Origin of the sequence: Apilactobacillus xinyiensis, from assembly GCF_019656235.1 — a bacterium.
GTDB lineage: Bacteria > Bacillota > Bacilli > Lactobacillales > Lactobacillaceae > Apilactobacillus > Apilactobacillus xinyiensis.
The window spans coordinates 1-17,424 of record NZ_BPLL01000035.1 but is presented as its reverse complement, the minus strand read 5'-3'; the positions used below and the strand labels follow the sequence as shown (position 1 = coordinate 17,424).

The 17,424-nt window shown below is 28.6% G+C and carries 19 protein-coding genes; 11 read left to right on the top strand and 8 right to left on the bottom strand.

Translation table 11 applies throughout. The annotated features are described in order from the left end of the window. Positions 1-84 precede the first annotated feature (84 nt). Positions 85-1,632: a bifunctional metallophosphatase/5'-nucleotidase gene (locus K5Q11_RS07025; protein WP_220752311.1), complete on the bottom strand. Its 1,548-nt coding sequence runs from the start codon at positions 1,630-1,632 to the stop codon at positions 85-87. Between the two features lie 236 nt (positions 1,633-1,868). On the opposite strand from K5Q11_RS07025, the gene spx reads away from it, so the two are divergent. Both spx and K5Q11_RS07015 read left to right on the top strand, forming a co-directional pair. Then, on the top strand, positions 1,869-2,267 hold the full coding sequence (gene spx / locus K5Q11_RS07020; protein WP_056965607.1) for a transcriptional regulator Spx: 399 nt from the start codon (positions 1,869-1,871) through the stop codon (positions 2,265-2,267). An 89-nt stretch (positions 2,268-2,356) separates the two neighbouring features. Next, a complete protein-coding gene (locus K5Q11_RS07015) occupies positions 2,357-3,166 on the top strand; it encodes a Cof-type HAD-IIB family hydrolase (RefSeq protein WP_308442919.1) in 810 nt (269 codons plus the stop codon). Between the two features lie 39 nt (positions 3,167-3,205). Here K5Q11_RS07015 and K5Q11_RS07010 read toward each other — a convergent pair whose 3' ends face one another. Together K5Q11_RS07010 and K5Q11_RS07005 are read right to left on the bottom strand one after the other, a co-directional pair. Continuing rightward, positions 3,206-4,168, bottom strand: coding sequence for a nucleoside hydrolase (locus tag K5Q11_RS07010; RefSeq protein WP_220728624.1), 963 nt, complete (start codon positions 4,166-4,168; stop codon positions 3,206-3,208). Positions 4,169-4,286: 118 nt separating this feature from the next. Further along, positions 4,287-5,060, bottom strand: a complete 774-nt coding sequence (locus tag K5Q11_RS07005) for an alpha/beta hydrolase (protein WP_220752307.1) — start codon at positions 5,058-5,060, stop codon at positions 4,287-4,289. An 80-nt stretch (positions 5,061-5,140) separates the two neighbouring features. Between K5Q11_RS07005 and K5Q11_RS07000 the strand changes: the two genes are divergently transcribed. Then, positions 5,141-6,133, top strand: a complete 993-nt coding sequence (locus K5Q11_RS07000; RefSeq protein ID WP_220752304.1) for an NAD(P)/FAD-dependent oxidoreductase — start codon at positions 5,141-5,143, stop codon at positions 6,131-6,133. Here the strand turns inward: K5Q11_RS07000 and K5Q11_RS06995 are convergent, their stop codons facing one another. Together K5Q11_RS06995 and K5Q11_RS06990 are read right to left on the bottom strand one after the other, a co-directional pair. Further along, entirely contained in the window at positions 6,134-6,874 is a 741-nt protein-coding gene (locus K5Q11_RS06995) for a potassium channel family protein (protein WP_220728621.1), read from the bottom strand. Between the two features lie 107 nt (positions 6,875-6,981). Further along, a complete protein-coding gene (locus K5Q11_RS06990) occupies positions 6,982-9,108 on the bottom strand; it encodes an LTA synthase family protein (protein WP_373311508.1) in 2,127 nt (708 codons plus the stop codon). A 215-nt stretch (positions 9,109-9,323) separates the two neighbouring features. Between K5Q11_RS06990 and K5Q11_RS06985 the strand changes: the two genes are divergently transcribed. Continuing rightward, positions 9,324-9,593, top strand: a complete 270-nt coding sequence (locus tag K5Q11_RS06985) for a hypothetical protein (protein WP_220728619.1) — start codon at positions 9,324-9,326, stop codon at positions 9,591-9,593. A 48-nt stretch (positions 9,594-9,641) separates the two neighbouring features. Here K5Q11_RS06985 and K5Q11_RS06980 read toward each other — a convergent pair whose 3' ends face one another. Further along, a complete protein-coding gene (locus K5Q11_RS06980; RefSeq protein ID WP_220752299.1) occupies positions 9,642-10,109 on the bottom strand; it encodes a C40 family peptidase in 468 nt (155 codons plus the stop codon). A gap of 164 nt (positions 10,110-10,273) precedes the next feature. Here K5Q11_RS06980 and K5Q11_RS06975 point away from each other — a divergent pair, with 164 nt between their 5' ends. Then, entirely contained in the window at positions 10,274-10,723 is a 450-nt protein-coding gene (locus K5Q11_RS06975; protein ID WP_220752297.1) for a MerR family transcriptional regulator, read from the top strand. A 31-nt stretch (positions 10,724-10,754) separates the two neighbouring features. Here the strand turns inward: K5Q11_RS06975 and K5Q11_RS06970 are convergent, their stop codons facing one another. Together K5Q11_RS06970 and K5Q11_RS06965 are read right to left on the bottom strand one after the other, a co-directional pair. Beyond that, positions 10,755-11,990 (bottom strand): ABC transporter permease, encoded by a 1,236-nt coding sequence (locus K5Q11_RS06970; protein ID WP_285289900.1) that lies wholly within the window; start codon positions 11,988-11,990, stop codon positions 10,755-10,757. Next, a complete protein-coding gene (locus K5Q11_RS06965) occupies positions 11,974-12,870 on the bottom strand; it encodes an ABC transporter ATP-binding protein (protein WP_220752292.1) in 897 nt (298 codons plus the stop codon). The genes K5Q11_RS06970 and K5Q11_RS06965 overlap by 17 nt, the downstream gene beginning before the upstream one ends. A gap of 194 nt (positions 12,871-13,064) precedes the next feature. Between K5Q11_RS06965 and K5Q11_RS06960 the strand changes: the two genes are divergently transcribed. The 6 genes from K5Q11_RS06960 to K5Q11_RS06935 all read left to right on the top strand — a co-directional run bounded on the left by K5Q11_RS06960 (position 13,065) and on the right by K5Q11_RS06935 (position 17,338). Further along, positions 13,065-13,967 (top strand): ABC transporter ATP-binding protein, encoded by a 903-nt coding sequence (locus tag K5Q11_RS06960; RefSeq protein WP_220752290.1) that lies wholly within the window; start codon positions 13,065-13,067, stop codon positions 13,965-13,967. After that, complete coding sequence (locus tag K5Q11_RS06955) at positions 13,960-14,817, top strand: ABC transporter permease (RefSeq protein ID WP_220752288.1); 858 nt, start codon at positions 13,960-13,962, stop codon at positions 14,815-14,817. Before K5Q11_RS06960 ends, K5Q11_RS06955 begins: the two co-directional genes overlap by 8 nt. A gap of 20 nt (positions 14,818-14,837) precedes the next feature. Then, complete coding sequence (locus tag K5Q11_RS06950) at positions 14,838-15,290, top strand: LytTR family DNA-binding domain-containing protein (protein ID WP_220752286.1); 453 nt, start codon at positions 14,838-14,840, stop codon at positions 15,288-15,290. 22 nt (positions 15,291-15,312) lie between these two features. Continuing rightward, positions 15,313-15,711 carry a DUF3021 family protein gene (locus tag K5Q11_RS06945; RefSeq protein WP_220752284.1) on the top strand — a complete coding sequence of 133 codons (399 nt, stop codon included), beginning with the start codon at positions 15,313-15,315 and terminating at the stop codon, positions 15,709-15,711. 112 nt (positions 15,712-15,823) lie between these two features. After that, a complete protein-coding gene (locus tag K5Q11_RS06940) occupies positions 15,824-16,600 on the top strand; it encodes a CPBP family intramembrane glutamic endopeptidase (protein WP_220752282.1) in 777 nt (258 codons plus the stop codon). A gap of 33 nt (positions 16,601-16,633) precedes the next feature. Beyond that, positions 16,634-17,338, top strand: coding sequence for a CPBP family intramembrane glutamic endopeptidase (locus K5Q11_RS06935; protein WP_220752280.1), 705 nt, complete (start codon positions 16,634-16,636; stop codon positions 17,336-17,338). The last annotated feature ends 86 nt before the right edge of the window (positions 17,339-17,424 follow it).

Genomic DNA, 17,424 nt, shown 5'->3' with positions numbered 1-17,424 from the left:
ATTGAATATCGAAATCATTTCATGAAATTAAATATTTAATTTAGTAATAATTGTCTAACTTTTTTAAGGCACTTCACATGAGAGTTACTTTTTTATTATTTTAAAATTATGATTATTTTCAGCTTTAATTAATTTATGAGATTTTAAATACTCTGCAATAACTTGACTCATAGGAGTAGGGTCACTTTTAATAATTTTAGCATCACTGAACATTGGGAAATGTCCACCGCCGGAAGCTCGATATTGATTAAGTACAATTCTTAGTTTTTGATTTTTATCAATTTCTTTTCCATGATAAGTTAATTTTTCAACGCGGCTACCAACAGGTTGACTAACATTAATTACATAATCAATTCCTTCATACATGTCATAATTGTAATGCCTAACTTTAGGATATAAGAAATCTTTATTTACAACTATTTGATTATTTTCAATTGAAAAATATTTAGCACTAATTTCAATAGCTTGTTTTAAGTCTTTACCATCTATTTCAAGAACTGATAACGAATTAGGATAAACATAATTAGTAATGATGTTACGCATGGTGATAGGATTTTCAAAGCCATGAGCTTCGTTATTGAAAAGTGCAGTAGCTGAAATATCAACTCCCATTTTATCCATCTGTACTTTTTGCACGAATTGAATAAAACTGTTTTTGTTTAATCTAACTTTAAAAGGATCACTAAATTTCATACAGCCGTCAATTTTGGCTAAAGGTTTATCTAACCATTCATTTAAACTGTTTTGAATAGGATTAACTCTTTCTTTTATTACTTGATCTAATGAATATTTGCCAGTTGCAACTAGTTCAGTACTACTATGTTCAACTTTTTTATTGTCCGTATTAACGTCTAAGGTTATTTTTCCAACACATTGGCCACGACGACCTTCTTGAACTACAGGAACACCAAATAATTTTTTAGCAATCTTGCGATGTTGATGACCTGTTACTAAAGCATCAATGCCCTTAACTTCTTTAAGTAATTGATAACTTTCATTTTCTCCAGAAAATCTGTCAGTTAGAGTGCCATCGAAATCACGTTCAAAGCCACCATGATAACTTACAACGATTATATCGGCGTTTTTTTTCATAATTGGTATGTATTTTTTAGCTGCTGCAACGGCAGAAATTATTTTGAGACCATTTAAATTTCCATAGTTAGCCCACTTATTAGTACCTTGTGTAGTTAAACCTAAAAAGCCTACTTTTATACCATTAATGTTTTTAATGTCATACGCTTTACCAAATGCAGGGGTACCTTGTTCATTTAAAATGTTAGCACATAGAAATTTACGATTAGACTCATTAATAGTATTTCTGAGATAATCAACCCCATAGTTAAATTCATGATTACCTAGAATTCCATAATCATAATTCATCATATTAAAAACATCATCTATTTGTTTAGGTGATGATTGATTTAATACTTTAGCTATATAATAAGCCAGTGGTGATCCTTCTAAAAAATCACCATTATCAATAGTAACAACGTTATCTAATTGTTTCCTTAGACTATTAATGCAAGTGGCTGCTTTTAACATTCCAAAAGGCATTTTATCACGATTATTTACATAGTTAGTAGGAAAGACAAATCCATGTGTATCACTTGTAGTTAAAATATTTATTTTCATTTAGTCACTCCCTGCCAAATGTGTTTATTATTCAAATTATAATCTTATTTTTAGATTGTGTAAATTTATTTATTTAAGCCTTTTATTAGAAAATGTTTAAGGAATGTTTAAATAATTTATCATTCTGAACTAAATACTTTATTTATGTTACTATTGAATTAGTCAATATTTACGTATTTTTTGTAAGTAAATATTTGGCATTATATCGTTTTCTTAACGATTGAGGAGTGATAAGTATGTTGAATCTTTATGTAGCACCTAGTAGTGCATCAAGTCGTAAAGCTAGAGCTTGGTTAAAAGCTCACAATATAGCATTTAAGGAAAGAAACATTAATTCCAATCCTCTAAATGTGGATGAGATTAAGCAAATACTTCGTCTAACTGAAAATGGCAGTGAGGACATTATTTCTACTCGTTCAAACATTTTTAAGAAGCTTAATTTAGACTTAGATGAATTATCATTGTCTGAATTAGTTGATTTAGTGGTTAAATATCCTGACTTAATTAAACGTCCAATTATTTTCGATGACAAGCGTTTGGAAATTGGATACAACGAAGAAGAAATTCGTCGATTCTTACCTAGATCTGTGCGTGAAGCTGAACTTCGTGAACTTGAATCACAGCTAGGAGCTTAATCTAAAAATAAAAAAATGAACTTTTAACAAAGTGCTAACTAATTTAGTTAGTGCTTTTTTTATTTTTAGTTTAAAATTAATTTCAAGGAGTGAGTTATTTGATTAAACTAATTGCTTTAGATTTAGATAATACATTGTTAAATTCTAACAAAGAGATAAGTGAGCAAAATGCAACTACATTAAAAAAATTGCATAATGATGGTTTTAAGGTGGTTCTTTGTACAGGAAGACCTATCAATGCAGTTTGGAATTATGTAGAACAGTTAAATTTATTACAACCAGATGATTATACGGTTACTTTTAATGGTGGCATGGTCATACGAAATATAGATAAAAAAGTTTTATTTCAAGATAGTTTGTCACTAAATGATTTTAAGTTGCTTCATGACTTCGCTAATCAAAATAGTTTACCATTAGATATTTTGGATTTTAAGCAAGTTTATTCTTTAGTTGATTTAGTTCAATCAGACTATAAAGAAGTATTAAATGCTAATTTGAAGTTTGTGAGTGCTAGTTTTAATGATTTACCTGATCAGAAATATAGTAAAGCTATTATGTCAGCTAGTTCAAATAAATTAGATGATGTTAGACGTTATATGCCTGACATTATTAAAAACAATTATCATATAGTTCGTTCACAACCACAAATTATGGAATTTTTGAAACCCGGTGTTAACAAGGCTAACGGACTTGAGCGACTTTTAGAAAAATTAAATTTGAACTTTAGTAATTTAATGACTTTTGGTGATGCTGAAAACGATATAGAAATGCTAAAATCAGCCAAAATAGGAGTAGTTATGGATAATGCAAAAACCGATATTAAAAAAATTGGCGATGATATAACGCTTGATCATGATCAAGATGGGGTTGCTTATTATTTAAAAAAATATTTTAAATAAAAAATTGCCTAGCTTTTAGCTAGGCAATTTTTAGTTTTTTTATTTATTGTTTTTAAATAATTTAGTTAAATATTCCATGAAAGTCTTTAAGTATCGATCTTTTTCAACTTGAATAGCAACACTTACTGAAGGATTTTCGTCATTTAACCTAGAAGTATCACCGATGGTACGACCGTATTTTTCTTTGTCAGCATTAACAACCATGTCAAGATCTAGGGTAGTTGCAAAAGATGGATCGCATGCAATACCGACTGCTAATGGATCATGTAATGAGCATCCACCTAATTCTGGATACATTTCGTCGTATATATTGATGTAATAATCAACAATATCAGCAAATTTTGCCCCAGCATTAGTTCCTAAATCACGCCATTGTTGAGTTTCTTGTTTGGTTAATAAAGTTCTTAAAGTAACATCTAGGCCAACCATTGTATCATGCAATTTATTGGTAAATACATAGTTAGCTGCTTCAGCATCTTGTTGAATATTAGCCTCTGCAAATGGAGTTACGTTTCCAGGTACAGTTAGTGCACCACCCATTAAAGTAACATTGCCAATTAAGTCAGCAATTTCAGGGTCTTTCTTTAAAGCTGCTGCTAGGTTAGTCAATGGTCCTGTAGGAATGATGGTTAAATCTTTTCCCCATTTATGAGCAGCTTCAATAAAGAAGTCAACACCTGATTCTTTTTCAGGTTTTCTTTGTGGTTCGGGTAAATCAACTTCACCAATTCCATTTTTACCATGAATGTGAGCTGAAACTGGCATTACATCAAAATGATCGGTCATTTCTGAATGTGATTCACCTATGTAAACAGGTACATCGGTGGCGCCTAATAGTTCCAATATTTTCAAAGAATTTTTAGCGGCTTGTTCTACAACAACATTACCGTAAGAACTAACTATTCCCACTAAATCAGCATTAGGTGCGGCAACAGCATACGCAATGGCCATTGCATCGTCTACTCCTGTATCTAAGTCCAAAATTAACTTTTTGTTAGCCATAATACAAAGAACCCCCAAAAAAATATGTTTTACATGTAACAACATGTTAGCTGTATTATATGGCTAAATTACAAAAACTTAAAGTATAAAATAAAAAAGGTCGCTGATAAGCGGCCTTTTATTTAAATAGAAATTCGGCAATTATTTTGTCAATTTCAGGGTTTTCATGTAGCATAGAATGTTCTGCAGATAGCGGTCCAGCTTTGTATAGATGGAAAGTGTAGCTCTTAACATGTGGAGCAACTAATTTACCCATTGGCTTTACGATATCAACAGCTTCTTCTGCATCAGTACCAAAGTTATAAATTTCTCCAGCAATGTTTAGAACTTCCAAGTTTTTAGGTAGATTTTTAACTCGGGGATCATTTTTAGGGTAATCATTGGCAATACTTACAAATTTATTTACTTTGGGGACGTTTTTTTCGTTTGGATGATTAACCATGTATTCATAAGCAATTTGTCCACCAGAAGAATGTCCGATTAAATTAACTGATTTGATATGATACTTTTTGTATAAATATTTCATAACATTAGACATTTGATAACTTTCTTTAATAGGGTGTGTGTTATCAGAAAACAACAGTTGAACTAATGGATTATTATTACCAACTTTAGCATATTGCTTAATCGTTGATACTTTACCGTCACTAGAAATATGTAACCTTAAAGTTCTTTTAGCAATTTTATGGTCATTAAATTGTTCAATAAAATCATTAGTAGATACTGCATTACCACCATAACCGGGTATAAATACAGTCGCGGTAGGTGTTTTTTTTACGTTTAAGTCATTTAATACGCTTCCTCTAAAAATCCAAAGCGTACTCGTGATAAAAATTATAAATTCTACTAGCAGTACTAAACCAATTAGAATCTTTTTACGTTTATTGTGCATTATTGTACTTCCTTTGCTAAAGTATAATTATATGACTAATAATATCTTAAATGAAAGTTAAATAAAAGGAGATAGGCAAAATGAATAAAAATATTTACGATATTACAATTATCGGTGGAGGCCCAGTTGGTATGTTTGCTGGCTTTTATTCAGGCCTTAGAAACGCTAAGGTGCAAATTATTGAAAGTCTTGATGAGTTAGGTGGTCAGGTTAATGCTTTATATCCAGAAAAAACAATCTTAGATGTAGCTGGCTTTGCTGGTTTGACCGGTAGAGAATTAGTTAACAATTTAAAAGCTCAATTATTAACTATGCAACCAGATATATCATTAAATACAACCGTTAAAAATGTTAAAAAAGTTGATGATTTCTTTGCGATTGAAACTGATAAAGGGACAACTCAAAGTCGTGCAATTATTATTGCAACAGGTAATGGTTCATTTAAACCACGTAAACTATTAGCTGATAACGCAGATAAATATGAGAACAATCAAATTCAATATTTCATTAAAAATCTTGATGATTTTAAAGATAAACAAGTATTAGTAGCAGGTGGTGGCGATTCAGCGATTGATCAAGCTTTAATGCTAGAGAAAGTAGCTAAAAAAGTTTATTTATTACATCGACGTAACGAATTTCGTGGCTTAGAAAGAATGGTTAGTCGACTTAAAACGTCTTCAGTAGAATTAGTTACACCTTATTTAATTAAAGAAGTGCAACCTGCTGATGGTAATCAAATCACACTAGTTGCTAAAAAAATGCGGACTGATGATGAATTTAAAACGATTACGGTAGATAAAATGTTAGTTAATTATGGATTTGTTGCTGATAGTAAGGCAATGAAAAATTGGGACATTAATTTACAAACTAGTCACCGTTTATTACAAGTGGATTCAAAAATGCAAACAAATATACCCAATGTGTATGCAGTAGGAGACCAGGCTAACTATGACGGTAAGCAGACAATTATTGCTACCGGATTTGGTGAAGTTCCATTAGCAGTTAATGGAATTATGCAGAACCTATACCCTAATAGTAATGCACCAATTCATAGTACACAGTTATCAAAATAATTAATGCTTATTTTTTATCTCTTTTTCTAATTTTTTAACTTCTTTAGTTAAACTATCAATTTGATTAATAACTTTATTCATTTGATCATTGTAGTCTTTGTTGTTTTTATCACTTGTGGTAAAGAAATCGGTAATTGTTGATGTTAATAAACCAATAAAACCAATTCCACCAATCATTAAGAATGCTGCAACTAGTTTACCACCTAAGGTATGGGGTGAGATATCACCATAACCAACGGTTGTGGCAGTGGTGATTGACCACCACAAAGCAGTAGCTAGGTCATAATTTTCAAAATGAGCAAACAGTAATGAACTAATGATTAAAATTAAAATACTAACTGAAAATAAATATATGAAACCAGTATCATATATGAATCGATGAGTTTCACTAGTAAATTTACCATCAATACCTATTTTCCAAAGTAAATTGTATTTTCTAATAATTCTAATAATACGATATAATCTAAAAAATACAAAAATGGGATGAGCTGGAATTAATGATATTAAGTCCAAGGCTGTGTCTAACAAATAATGTTTTTTATTTTTGGCCATTGCAAATCTTACGATATAGTCAATAATATAAAAGATCCAAATGCTAAAATAAATCCATTTAATGGGTCCTATATATATGTTAATAACTTTAATATAATCTAAGAGCACCATTAAAGATGAGGATAAAGCAATAATTACGATGAAAATATCGTATAACAGTTCTAAATTATATGCTGATTTATATTTCATATATCACACCTGTTAAATATTTATATACTAACAGTTAAAAATAGACCAGTTTTAATAAATAAGCAACAAAAAAAACAATAATATAATAAATATTATTGGTTTTTTTGTTATTTACCTTGATTAGTATCAGGATTAACTATTTTTATTCGATTAGAATCAGTAACTTGATGTTTAGCTTCGGGTGCATCAGTCTTGTATAAACCAACGGTAGATTTATCACCATTTTTTGAAACTAAACTGGTTGATTTTTTGCCTAATTTATCTTCAATTTTTCTTTCTTTTGCTAATCCATTAGAATAATTATATTTACGTGGATCGACAGGTGTGAAGTCTTTTAGCTTGTAAAATCTTAATAAGTTCTCTTGGTTTAATGAGTCCGATAAACTAAGCTCATTATTTACCTTATCTTGAATTTTATCGAAGTGCTTTGTTTGTTTCTTGTTAGGTGAAATAAGTTTACCCGTCTTATTACTGTAAATATTGCCATTGATACCAGTATAGTCTGGCGTAATCCAATCACGGTCCCTAAAAGCCACGACTGAGTCATGTTGACTAGAAAACAAATCAGTTCCAAATTGAATGTAGTTTTTGGTATTAATACCCAACAAATGCATTAGAGTAGGTAAAACATCAATTTCTCCACCATAAGTATGACTAACGTAACCATTTTTAATTCCTGGGATATTAAACATTAATGGAACTCTTTGCAACTGAGCATTGTCAAAATTATTCCAATCATCTGGATTTTTACCTAAAATATTGGCTAAATTATTATTTTCAGAATTTGAAATTCCATAATGATCACCATATAGCATTATCATTGAATTTTTTAGTAAACCTGATTTTTTCAAATAAGCGTAAAATTCTTTTACAGCTTGATCTAAATAATTAGCAGTTTTAAAGTAATTATCGGTAGAAGTACTGCCAGTATTAGGAACTTTAAATTTAGAATCTTCACTGTCTAAACTGTATGGAAAGTGATTAGTCACTGTAATATATTTAGCATAGAAAGGTTGCTGTAGTTCTTGAAGATATTTAACAGAATCCTTGAATAGTAATTTGTCTTTTAAACCATATCCAAGTGATTTATCACCAGATACATCATAGTAACTAGCATCAAAAAAGTATTGGTAGCCCATGTTTTTGTATACATTATTACGATTCCAAAAGCTTGCTACATTTCCATGGAAGACGGCACTTGTATAGTTAGCTTTTTGATTCAAAATAGCTGGGGCGGCTTGGAATGTATTATCGCTACCGAATTGAGTAAACAATGAACCTTGTGGCAATCCAAAAGTGCTAGTTTCCAGCATATTTTCAGCGTCTGAAGTTTTTCCTTGTCCAACTTGATGGAAAAAGTTATCAAACGAGTAAGTTGACTTACTATGGAATAGTTTATTTAAAAATGGGGTAACTTCTTTACCATTGATTTTTTTATCAATTAAAAATTGTTGAAAACTTTCTAGATGGATAATGATAACGTTACGGTTTTTAGCTATTCCAAACATTTCAGGATTAGGCTTAGCATAATGATCCTGGGTGTATTTTAGAACATTATCAAATTGAGATTTAGTAGCCATAGCTCTTAAATCTTTATTATGTTGTTGTTTGATCGCATCATATACAGTGAAAGAATCTAACCCTAAGTATTTTACAATATAAGTACGATCAAAAGTTCTAGTCAATAACTGAGGACGATCCATTTCACCTAAGGATAAATTAATAGTAAAAAGTGCAATCGCCATTGATGAAATAGCAGCACCTTTTTTTAGACTACGTTTACTTTTATCCATTTTGATAACTTTAAAAGTAAGTAAAATTAGTATAACTACTAGATCTAACCAGTAGAAAACATCATGTGGCATGGTTAGAGCTAAAGATGCTCCACTAAGCCCTTGATTAACTTTAGAGTATCCGGTCATAGTACTAACCGTCATAAAGTCAGTAAACTCTCTAAAATAGATTACATTCAGATATAATAATACGGTGTTTAATATATCTAAAATGATGGCTGTAATATAAAACATACGGCCTGACTTTATATACAATGCGATGCTAAAAATCAAGATTGTTGTAGCAATTGGATTTATTAAAGCAATTAATAGTTCAAAAAAGTTATTAATACCTAATTGAAAATCTGTAAAATAAGCGTATATTGTTTTTAGCCAAAATAGACTTACTAATAGCCAAAAGAATCCAGTTCTTTGATTTATATTAGATTTGATTTTATTTATTAGCTTCAATATCGTGACTCCTTTGTTTTGATGTAAACTACTTAATACTAACAGAATTAAATATAAAATGAATATGCTTTTTAATGTGTTTAATAAAATGAATATAGACAGTACCATATATATGCATTAATAAATTGCAAACACTATATATAGTTGCAAAAAAATTAAAAAGAAGTATTATTATACTTAATAAAGATTTCTCGGGGGTATGCATTTTGGATAATATTGCTAATCAAAATAATAAATTAAAAGTTTATACAGGTAACAATAAATTTATTAAATGTACACCCGAGATGATTCATAATATATTGTTATTATACACAAAAAATCTTGAAGCCATCGTACGTACAGAACGTTTAGTAACTACACAATTGGCTAACTATTCTGATATTAAGCTTACCGATTTAAATATCATGATTTATGAGTCTTTAGAAAAATTAAGATATTATGACATCGCTAAAAGTTACTACAAATTTAATTTATAATTAAAATAAAAAGCACTCTATTGAAAGAGTGCTTTTTTATGTATGGAATTAAGCGAGTTTTCCATATCCAACTAAGTTCCACCAAGGAGCATTAACGTTTTCAGTGATAACTCCACGATTTTGTGCATCGATCATTTTACCGTTACCAACATAAAGACCTACATGGTAAACATTGTTTTTTGAGCTACCGAAGAAAACTAAATCACCTTTATCTGCATTCTTAGCTGATACACGTTTTGAAGCATTATATTGTGCTTGTGCCGTTCTAGGTAATTGAATATTCAAGGCTTTTTTATAAACATAACTAGTAAATCCGGAACAATCGAAAACTTTAGGACCAACTGCACCATAAACATATGAAGAGCCTAATTTGTCTTGTGCTGTATCATATACTTGAGCAAAATCTTGGTCTGAAATATCTGCTTTAGCATTAATATTTGACATACCCATTCCTGAAACTAAAAGTGTTGTGAAAGCTACAATGCTAATTACGAATTTCTTTAAATGTTTTCCCATAAAATTTACTTACCTCGATTTCATATTTGTTACTACTAACTATAGTAAAAGATTATGACAAAACTGTAACAAAGCTGTTGCAAATCAGTTAAATCAAGGTTTCACCAATGTAATTTATTAATAAAATTAAATGATTAATGTTCAGAAATGTGTTAAATTGTTTCTTGGATATAAATAAAAAGTGGGGTGGAGTTATGATTCCATCAACGGTTCAATTTAAAAAACTAATTTTTAAAATTGGTGAGGTTAGTAAAATGATTGATGTTTCACCTCGTCAAATTAGATATTGGGAATCAAAAGGTTGTATTGAATCATTACGTGGTAACGAAAATAGTTCTAGGGTATATAATTTTCATAATTTTATGAAAATTAGTTCAATTAAATATTATTTAGATCAAGGATACACTTTACAAGGTGCTATTGATCAGACTACTAAGCATGCAAAAAATATGGATTTTTTACGAAAATTTTTGGAAAAATCATATCATGGAATCAAACAACTAGACGGTAAAATGGCTGTTAATTTAGGATTTTTTGATGCTGAAAAATCTAAAATATTATATGGATTACTAAATGACGATGGGGAAGTTCAATATAAAATTGTAAAAAAATAAACTACATTCAATTTGAATGTAGTTTATTTTTTTATTTATACCTAAATCCATCTCGCAAACGAATTAAGAAACTGTTGTTGCTATTTTGTAACATTAAACCTTTATATGCTCTACCAATAAACCAAGTTATTAATACGATGGTAGCAACTAAAATTAATATAGAAATTAAAACGCTACTTGTTCCAACTGTACCATTTATGATTCTAGTAGGCATAAAATAATTCGAAAGTAGAGGCACGTATGAACAAATTTTATAAATTAAACTGTTTGGAATACTTTGCAGTGTATTGGAAAGTACAAAACCCAAAATTGATATTAATACTACTGGCTGAGCAGCTTTACTGGCATCTGACGCTTTAACCACCAAAGCTCCACAAACTGCAGATAAAATTACATATAAAATAATACCTAAAACTGTGTAAATTAATGGGGTTCCCAATAAGCTCTTAATGATTAAGTTTATAAAATGTTGATTGTCTTTAATTAGCGAACTATTAGCGTTTATTTGATAAACTACTAATCCACTAATTATGTAAATAACGATTTGTGTCATTATTAAACCAGCAATTGCAATTATCTTTCCAATAAAGTATTTCATAGCTGTAGTACTTGAAAAAATAACTTCAATGATTTTAGAACCTTTTTCATTGGCAATAGTTTGAGCAGTAATTGAACTATAAATAATCAAAATAAAGTACATTACAAATATGCAAATGTTAGTTGCGAGATGTTTTGCATCATCACTTTCATTGTATTTTTGAACCGTATGTTTATGAATAATTGAGTCATATTTAGGTTGGGTATTAACAATTTTAGCTTGATGAGCATTTAGATTAGCATTCTTATTATTTAAATTGTTTTGCAAAAGACTAATATATTTCATTACATGAGTTTTAACATTGACATCAGCTTCATCATTGCCATAATAAGTAGCTTTAACCTGATCATTGTTTACATTTAAAAAAATATAGCCATCAATATCGCCATTTTTAACCGCTGCTTGTGCTTTTTCACGATTGTTTATTTTTTTATCCATATCTTTTGGATAGTTCTTAATAAAATTATCTCTAACTGTTTTTTGATTAGAAACTAACGCAACTGATGGTGATTCTGAATTATTTTCATTGTTATTTATCATCGTTAGCGGAATCATAATTAATACAGCGAATATTAAAGGAAGAAAGGCGCTTATTAAAAAAGTGAATGATTTAAGTTGTGATTTATAGGTTTCATTAATTATTACCCACAGTTTATTCAATATGTTCACCGGCTTTCATTTTAAATATCTCATCTAAAGTAGGTGGTTCTTGACTAAATTGATCGGTGTATTTACCACCAATGACTTTATCAAAAATTTCTTTACCAGCTGTCTCATTATCTAAATTAATTAAATAATGATTTTTAAATCTGGTTTGAACATCTTTAACGTGATTTAACCACAATAATTCTTCACGACTTTTTTCTGTACTAATATACAATTTAGTTTTACCAAAACTATCTCTAATGTTTTGTGTATTACCATTAAGGACCACGTTACCACTATTTAACATGACTAAATGGTCACACAATTCTTGTACATTTTGCATGTTATGACTAGAAAAAATGATGGTAGCCCCGTTTTCTTTAGCTAACATAATCTCATGTTTTAGTAAATCCGCATTTACGGGGTCCAATCCACTAAATGGTTCATCTAAAATGATTAATTTAGGTTCGTGAATTAGAGTACATATTAATTGAATTTTTTGTTGATTACCCTTAGATAAAGATTTAATTTTAGTTTTTTTAGACCCTTTAACATCAAACTTATTCAACCAAACATCAATTTTAGCTTTAATCGCATTTGCTTTTTTATTCTTAAGTCGAGCTAAATATATAATTTGTTGTTCAACCGTTAAATTTATCATTAAACTACGTTCTTCAGGCAAATATCCAATATCGTTAAAATCTGTTTCCTCAATTTTATGATTATTCCACTTAATATCGCCATCATAATTAATGAAATTTAAGATACTGTGAAAAGTTGTAGATTTACCAGCTCCATTTTGACCAATTAATCCAGTTATATGCCCAGATTGGGCTGTAAAGCTTACATTAGATAAAGCAGTTAAATCTCCAAAATCTTTATGTAAGTTTTTAATTTCTAGCATAAATACCCCTCCTTGTTGCATAGATTACCTAACTACTATTTTTAAAGCAAGCTCATTTTTTAAGCATTGGTAAATTAATGCATTTTATTTACCGATATTTACCACTTAATTTACAATAAATACCACTTGTAAAGGGTTTGATTACAATAAATAAAATATCAACTAAAATATTTCATATTATAGGAGTGATAAATATGAAAATTTTAGAGACGCAAAATTTAACTAAAGTTATTGATCATAAAAAAATTGTTAATGGAATAAATATGCAAGTGGATAAAGGTCAACTAGTTTCGCTTTTAGGTTTAAATGGAGCTGGCAAATCTACTACTTTAAAAATGCTAACAGGTATTAATTACTCAACCTTTGGAACAGTTAAAATTATGGGGATGACGCCTAAAAATCATAATTATAGTCATCAAATTGGAGTAGTTTTTCAAAATAGTATTTTGGATAAGGAATTGAGTGTTAAAAATAATTTATTTATTAGAGCTAGGATGTATAAAAATATTGATAAAAAATATGTAGATAGCTTGATTGAAGAGTTAGGCTTACAAAGTATTTTGCATCAAAAGTATAAAAATTTGTCTGGTGGTCAGCGTAGGAAAGTAGATATTATTAGAGCACTGTTACATAAACCTAAAATTCTTTTTTTAGATGAACCATCAACTGGTTTGGATATTCAAAGTAGAAATAAGATATGGTCTTTTATCAAATCTTTAAAACAAAAATATAATCTTACAATCATACTAACTACCCATTATTTAGAGGAAACTGAGCAATCAGATTATGTTTATATAATGGATGAGGGTAAATTTATTGCTTCCGATAGTGTTGAAAATTTAAAAATAAAATATTCAAAACATATTTTAGCGCTAACTTTTAATATCAATTTTGATGCTAAACAATATTTTATTGACCACGATATAAAATATGCTTATGAACATAATAAATACTTGATATCATTTAATAATGATAAGCTGGCTATAAACTTTATTACTGACATGCAAAATGATATTGATAGTTTTGAATACAAACATGGAACCATGGATGATGTGTTTTTAAATTTAACTGGAAATAAGGCTAATTTGCATGATTAATTTAGTAAAAAGGAACTTAATTTTATATTTCAATAATAAAGCAAATGTCTTTTTTTCATTGTTAGCATCTTTAATATCGTTTGGCTTGTTTATTTTATTCATAAAAAATAATTTACAAAATCAATGGCATGCTACCGCAATTTATCCAGGCTTGTTAGATAATTGGATAATTGGCGGAACACTAACCACTACAGCAATAAGTTCTGCTTTAACCGCTTTAACTCGGTATGTTATTGATAAGTCTAATAATGTTATAGCTGATATAAGTTTGACTGACTTATCTTTCAAAACTTTGCAAATTAGCTATATTGTATCTGCCGTAATCGTTAGTACGATTATGCAACTCTTTACATTTGCTTTTATGAGTACTTACTTTAGTTTGGTTGATAAAATTGATTTTCAATGGAATGTAATTCTAATGGTAATTTTGATGGCAATTTTAGCTAGTTTTGTTTGGACTGCTTTTGGATTCATTATTACTAGCTTAATTAATAATCAAGATGCGTTATCAGGTTGTTATTCTATAATAAATACATTAGCTGGATTTTTTGCATTAGTTTATTTTCCATTAATGACTTTACCTAAATTAGGACAATTAGTTATAAAATTAACCCCAGCGCCATATATGTCTGCAATGTATCGAAATATTTTAATGCAGAACGATTTAAAAAATGCATTTAGAAATTCTACAGCACATAGTATGAATGTTTTCAAAAATCAAATTAATATTAATATTGGAAATGTTAATAGTTTAAATAGTCAAATTTTAGTATTGTTAACTTTTATCTTAATTTTTACATTTATATTTTTAATAGTATCTTTGAAGACAAGAAAAAATTTAATTCATTAATTTTAAATGGGGGTGTTTTAATGAAAGTTAACTTTCTTCAAGATGATAACTTAAATGACAATGAAATCTTAGTTACCGTAAATGCTCCTAAACTTTCTAACGATGTCATAGATTTAATTCATAAATTAGAAATAATGGAAAATAGTAATAATGATAACTTATCTATTTATTATCATGATAAATTTATTATGATTAAGCAGAGTAACATAGTTGCAGTGGAAGTTTTAAAAACTACACTAACTATCTATACAATCAAAGATGTATATGAAATTAATGGCAGTTTAAAAAATATTGTAAATAAGTTAAATAATTATTTTGTGCAAATTAGCAAGTGCGCAATTATTAATGTTAATCATTTAAAATCAATGGAAACAGCTTTTTCTGGTAATATGACAGCTTTTTTGACTAATGATATTAAAATGAATGTTAGTAGAAAATATTTGCCTAACTTGAAAAAAATTTTAGGAATTTGAGGTGACTTATTTGAGAATATTAATGCGAATGTTTAGAGAAGGGCTTATTGGTATGTCCATCGGGTGTTTCATAGAAATATTAGGAATTGCTTTAGATGATAAAGTTAATATAATTCATCCAACGTTGGCAGGCATATACTTATTAGTTACTTTTATAACTGGATTGTTATCAGAATTATTTTTGATTGAAAGCATTAACTACTACATTGAAATAGGCATTCATTTTTTAATAACCTTTACGATGTTTTATATTTATAACGCTTTGACTAACCATACTAGTTTCTTTGAATTAAATTTTTTGATTAATTATTCAATTATTTTTATAACTACTTATGCATTTGCTTGGCTGATTGTTTTCATATTTTTGAAAAGAGATACGGATAAAATCAATGATGCTTTGATTAAGCGTAACAAAAAATAGCATTTAGATACTTATAATTTAAAGTGTCTAGTTGCTTTTTTATATTACAAAAAATAATTTGTGATATTATTTGAACCATAGTTATTAAATTTTTTTATGAAAGGAGTCAAAAATGTTAGAAAATAAATTAACTGGCAAGATGAAATATTTTTCGATACTCGCATACATTGTTTTATATATTGGAATTGCTCAATTTTTAATACCTAAGACTTATTCATTTTTTATGAAAGATGATTTTGTTTTAAAATTAAATGTTTTGAAAATATTTTCATTTTTAATTTGCTTATTATTAAACTGGTTGATATTGAAACAAAAGGTTTATTTAAAAGTAACTTTAGATTCTAAATGGTTACCTACTATCTTTTTCTCTTTTGCTGCATTGATGTTTATTTCTGGATTATTTGCGAAGTATTTTTGGCTAGGATTAGATATTGGTCTTTTGGCTGCTGTTTCCGAAGAGTATTTGTTTAGAGGAGTTTTATTAGGATGGACCGTTAAAATGATCAATCGCAATAAGATTACATACTTTAAAATGTGGATTTCAATTTTTATTCCTAGTGTACTTTTTGGCTTAGCTCATTTAACAAATATACATTATCAAGGATTAAGTGCTACTTTAGTGCAAGTTATCCAAGTTAGTGGAATTGGATTCATTATAGGAGCTATTTACTTTAAAACTGGAAGTTTACTAATATCAATGCTATTTCACTTTATTTGGGATTTTTATTTAGTTTCGCATGTTGGAAATGTATTTAATAAAACGGCAGTTAGTTGGCCAATGTTCGTTGTTGCTGCCACTTTCATGCTATTATTTATTTTAATTGGAACATTTATTATTTCAAAACATCCACAAAAAAATCATTTACTACAAAAAATTATTGATTTATGATTTTATTAATTATTAATATGAAGGAGTTATTATATGAATTATGAAAAAATAAGCTCTGCAGAAGTGTTTAGAAACGCTTTAATATTCTTTGGAATGTTTCTTTTGGTCATATGTGGTTTTCAGTTTATTCCACTAATGTATATAAAAAATAATAGCAGTATTTTAATTAACATAGTATCTACGATTGCTTATTTTTTGATATATGGTGTGTTAATTTGGATAGCTCTAGCCTGTTATAAAAGATATGGAAGACATTCGATTAAACAAAAATTTGGTGGCTATGAGTTCAAAAATGCAATTATATTTTATGGAATTTCTATAGTTTTAGAAGTTATTTTGTCATTTGCCAACATGCTCATATATCATCAAACTGATAGTGCCAATCAAAAAGCTATCAATGAAATGATGAATAACAATAATCTCACTTTAGTTCTTATGTTGTTTGGAGTAGTTATATTAAGTCCAATTTTAGAAGAATTAGTTTTTCGAGGAATATTAATGGATACTGTATTTCAGCCAACTGCTAAGTGGTTGCCAATTATTGTCAGTGGAGGGTTATTTAGTTTAGGTCATGCTCCTGGATTTAACATTTTTTTCATTTTAATTTATTTTGAGATGGGATTTTTTATGGCTTATGTTTATAAAAAGACAGGTAATATAAAGGTTGATATTGCTATGCATATGATTAATAACTTAATTTCATCTTTGGGAATGGTTGTAATGATTTTTCAAAAATAAAAAAAGGAATAACTTTTGTACCGCCTTAAAAAAGTTAGACATAATATCTAATTTTTTAAGGCGGTTTTTTTATGTCAAAATATTCA

Coding starts and splice junctions, on each gene's coding strand:
- K5Q11_RS07025 (WP_220752311.1), bottom strand. CDS start 1,632: ATGAAAATAAATATTTTAACTACAAGTGATACACATGGATTTGTCTTT.
- spx (WP_056965607.1), top strand. CDS start 1,869: ATGTTGAATCTTTATGTAGCACCTAGTAGTGCATCAAGTCGTAAAGCT.
- K5Q11_RS07010 (WP_220728624.1), bottom strand. CDS start 4,168: ATGGCTAACAAAAAGTTAATTTTGGACTTAGATACAGGAGTAGACGAT.
- K5Q11_RS07005 (WP_220752307.1), bottom strand. CDS start 5,060: ATGCACAATAAACGTAAAAAGATTCTAATTGGTTTAGTACTGCTAGTA.
- K5Q11_RS07000 (WP_220752304.1), top strand. CDS start 5,141: ATGAATAAAAATATTTACGATATTACAATTATCGGTGGAGGCCCAGTT.
- K5Q11_RS06995 (WP_220728621.1), bottom strand. CDS start 6,874: ATGAAATATAAATCAGCATATAATTTAGAACTGTTATACGATATTTTC.
- K5Q11_RS06980 (WP_220752299.1), bottom strand. CDS start 10,109: ATGGGAAAACATTTAAAGAAATTCGTAATTAGCATTGTAGCTTTCACA.
- K5Q11_RS06965 (WP_220752292.1), bottom strand. CDS start 12,870: ATGCTAGAAATTAAAAACTTACATAAAGATTTTGGAGATTTAACTGCT.
- K5Q11_RS06960 (WP_220752290.1), top strand. CDS start 13,065: ATGAAAATTTTAGAGACGCAAAATTTAACTAAAGTTATTGATCATAAA.
- K5Q11_RS06955 (WP_220752288.1), top strand. CDS start 13,960: ATGATTAATTTAGTAAAAAGGAACTTAATTTTATATTTCAATAATAAA.
- K5Q11_RS06950 (WP_220752286.1), top strand. CDS start 14,838: ATGAAAGTTAACTTTCTTCAAGATGATAACTTAAATGACAATGAAATC.
- K5Q11_RS06945 (WP_220752284.1), top strand. CDS start 15,313: ATGCGAATGTTTAGAGAAGGGCTTATTGGTATGTCCATCGGGTGTTTC.
- K5Q11_RS06940 (WP_220752282.1), top strand. CDS start 15,824: ATGTTAGAAAATAAATTAACTGGCAAGATGAAATATTTTTCGATACTC.
- K5Q11_RS06935 (WP_220752280.1), top strand. CDS start 16,634: ATGAATTATGAAAAAATAAGCTCTGCAGAAGTGTTTAGAAACGCTTTA.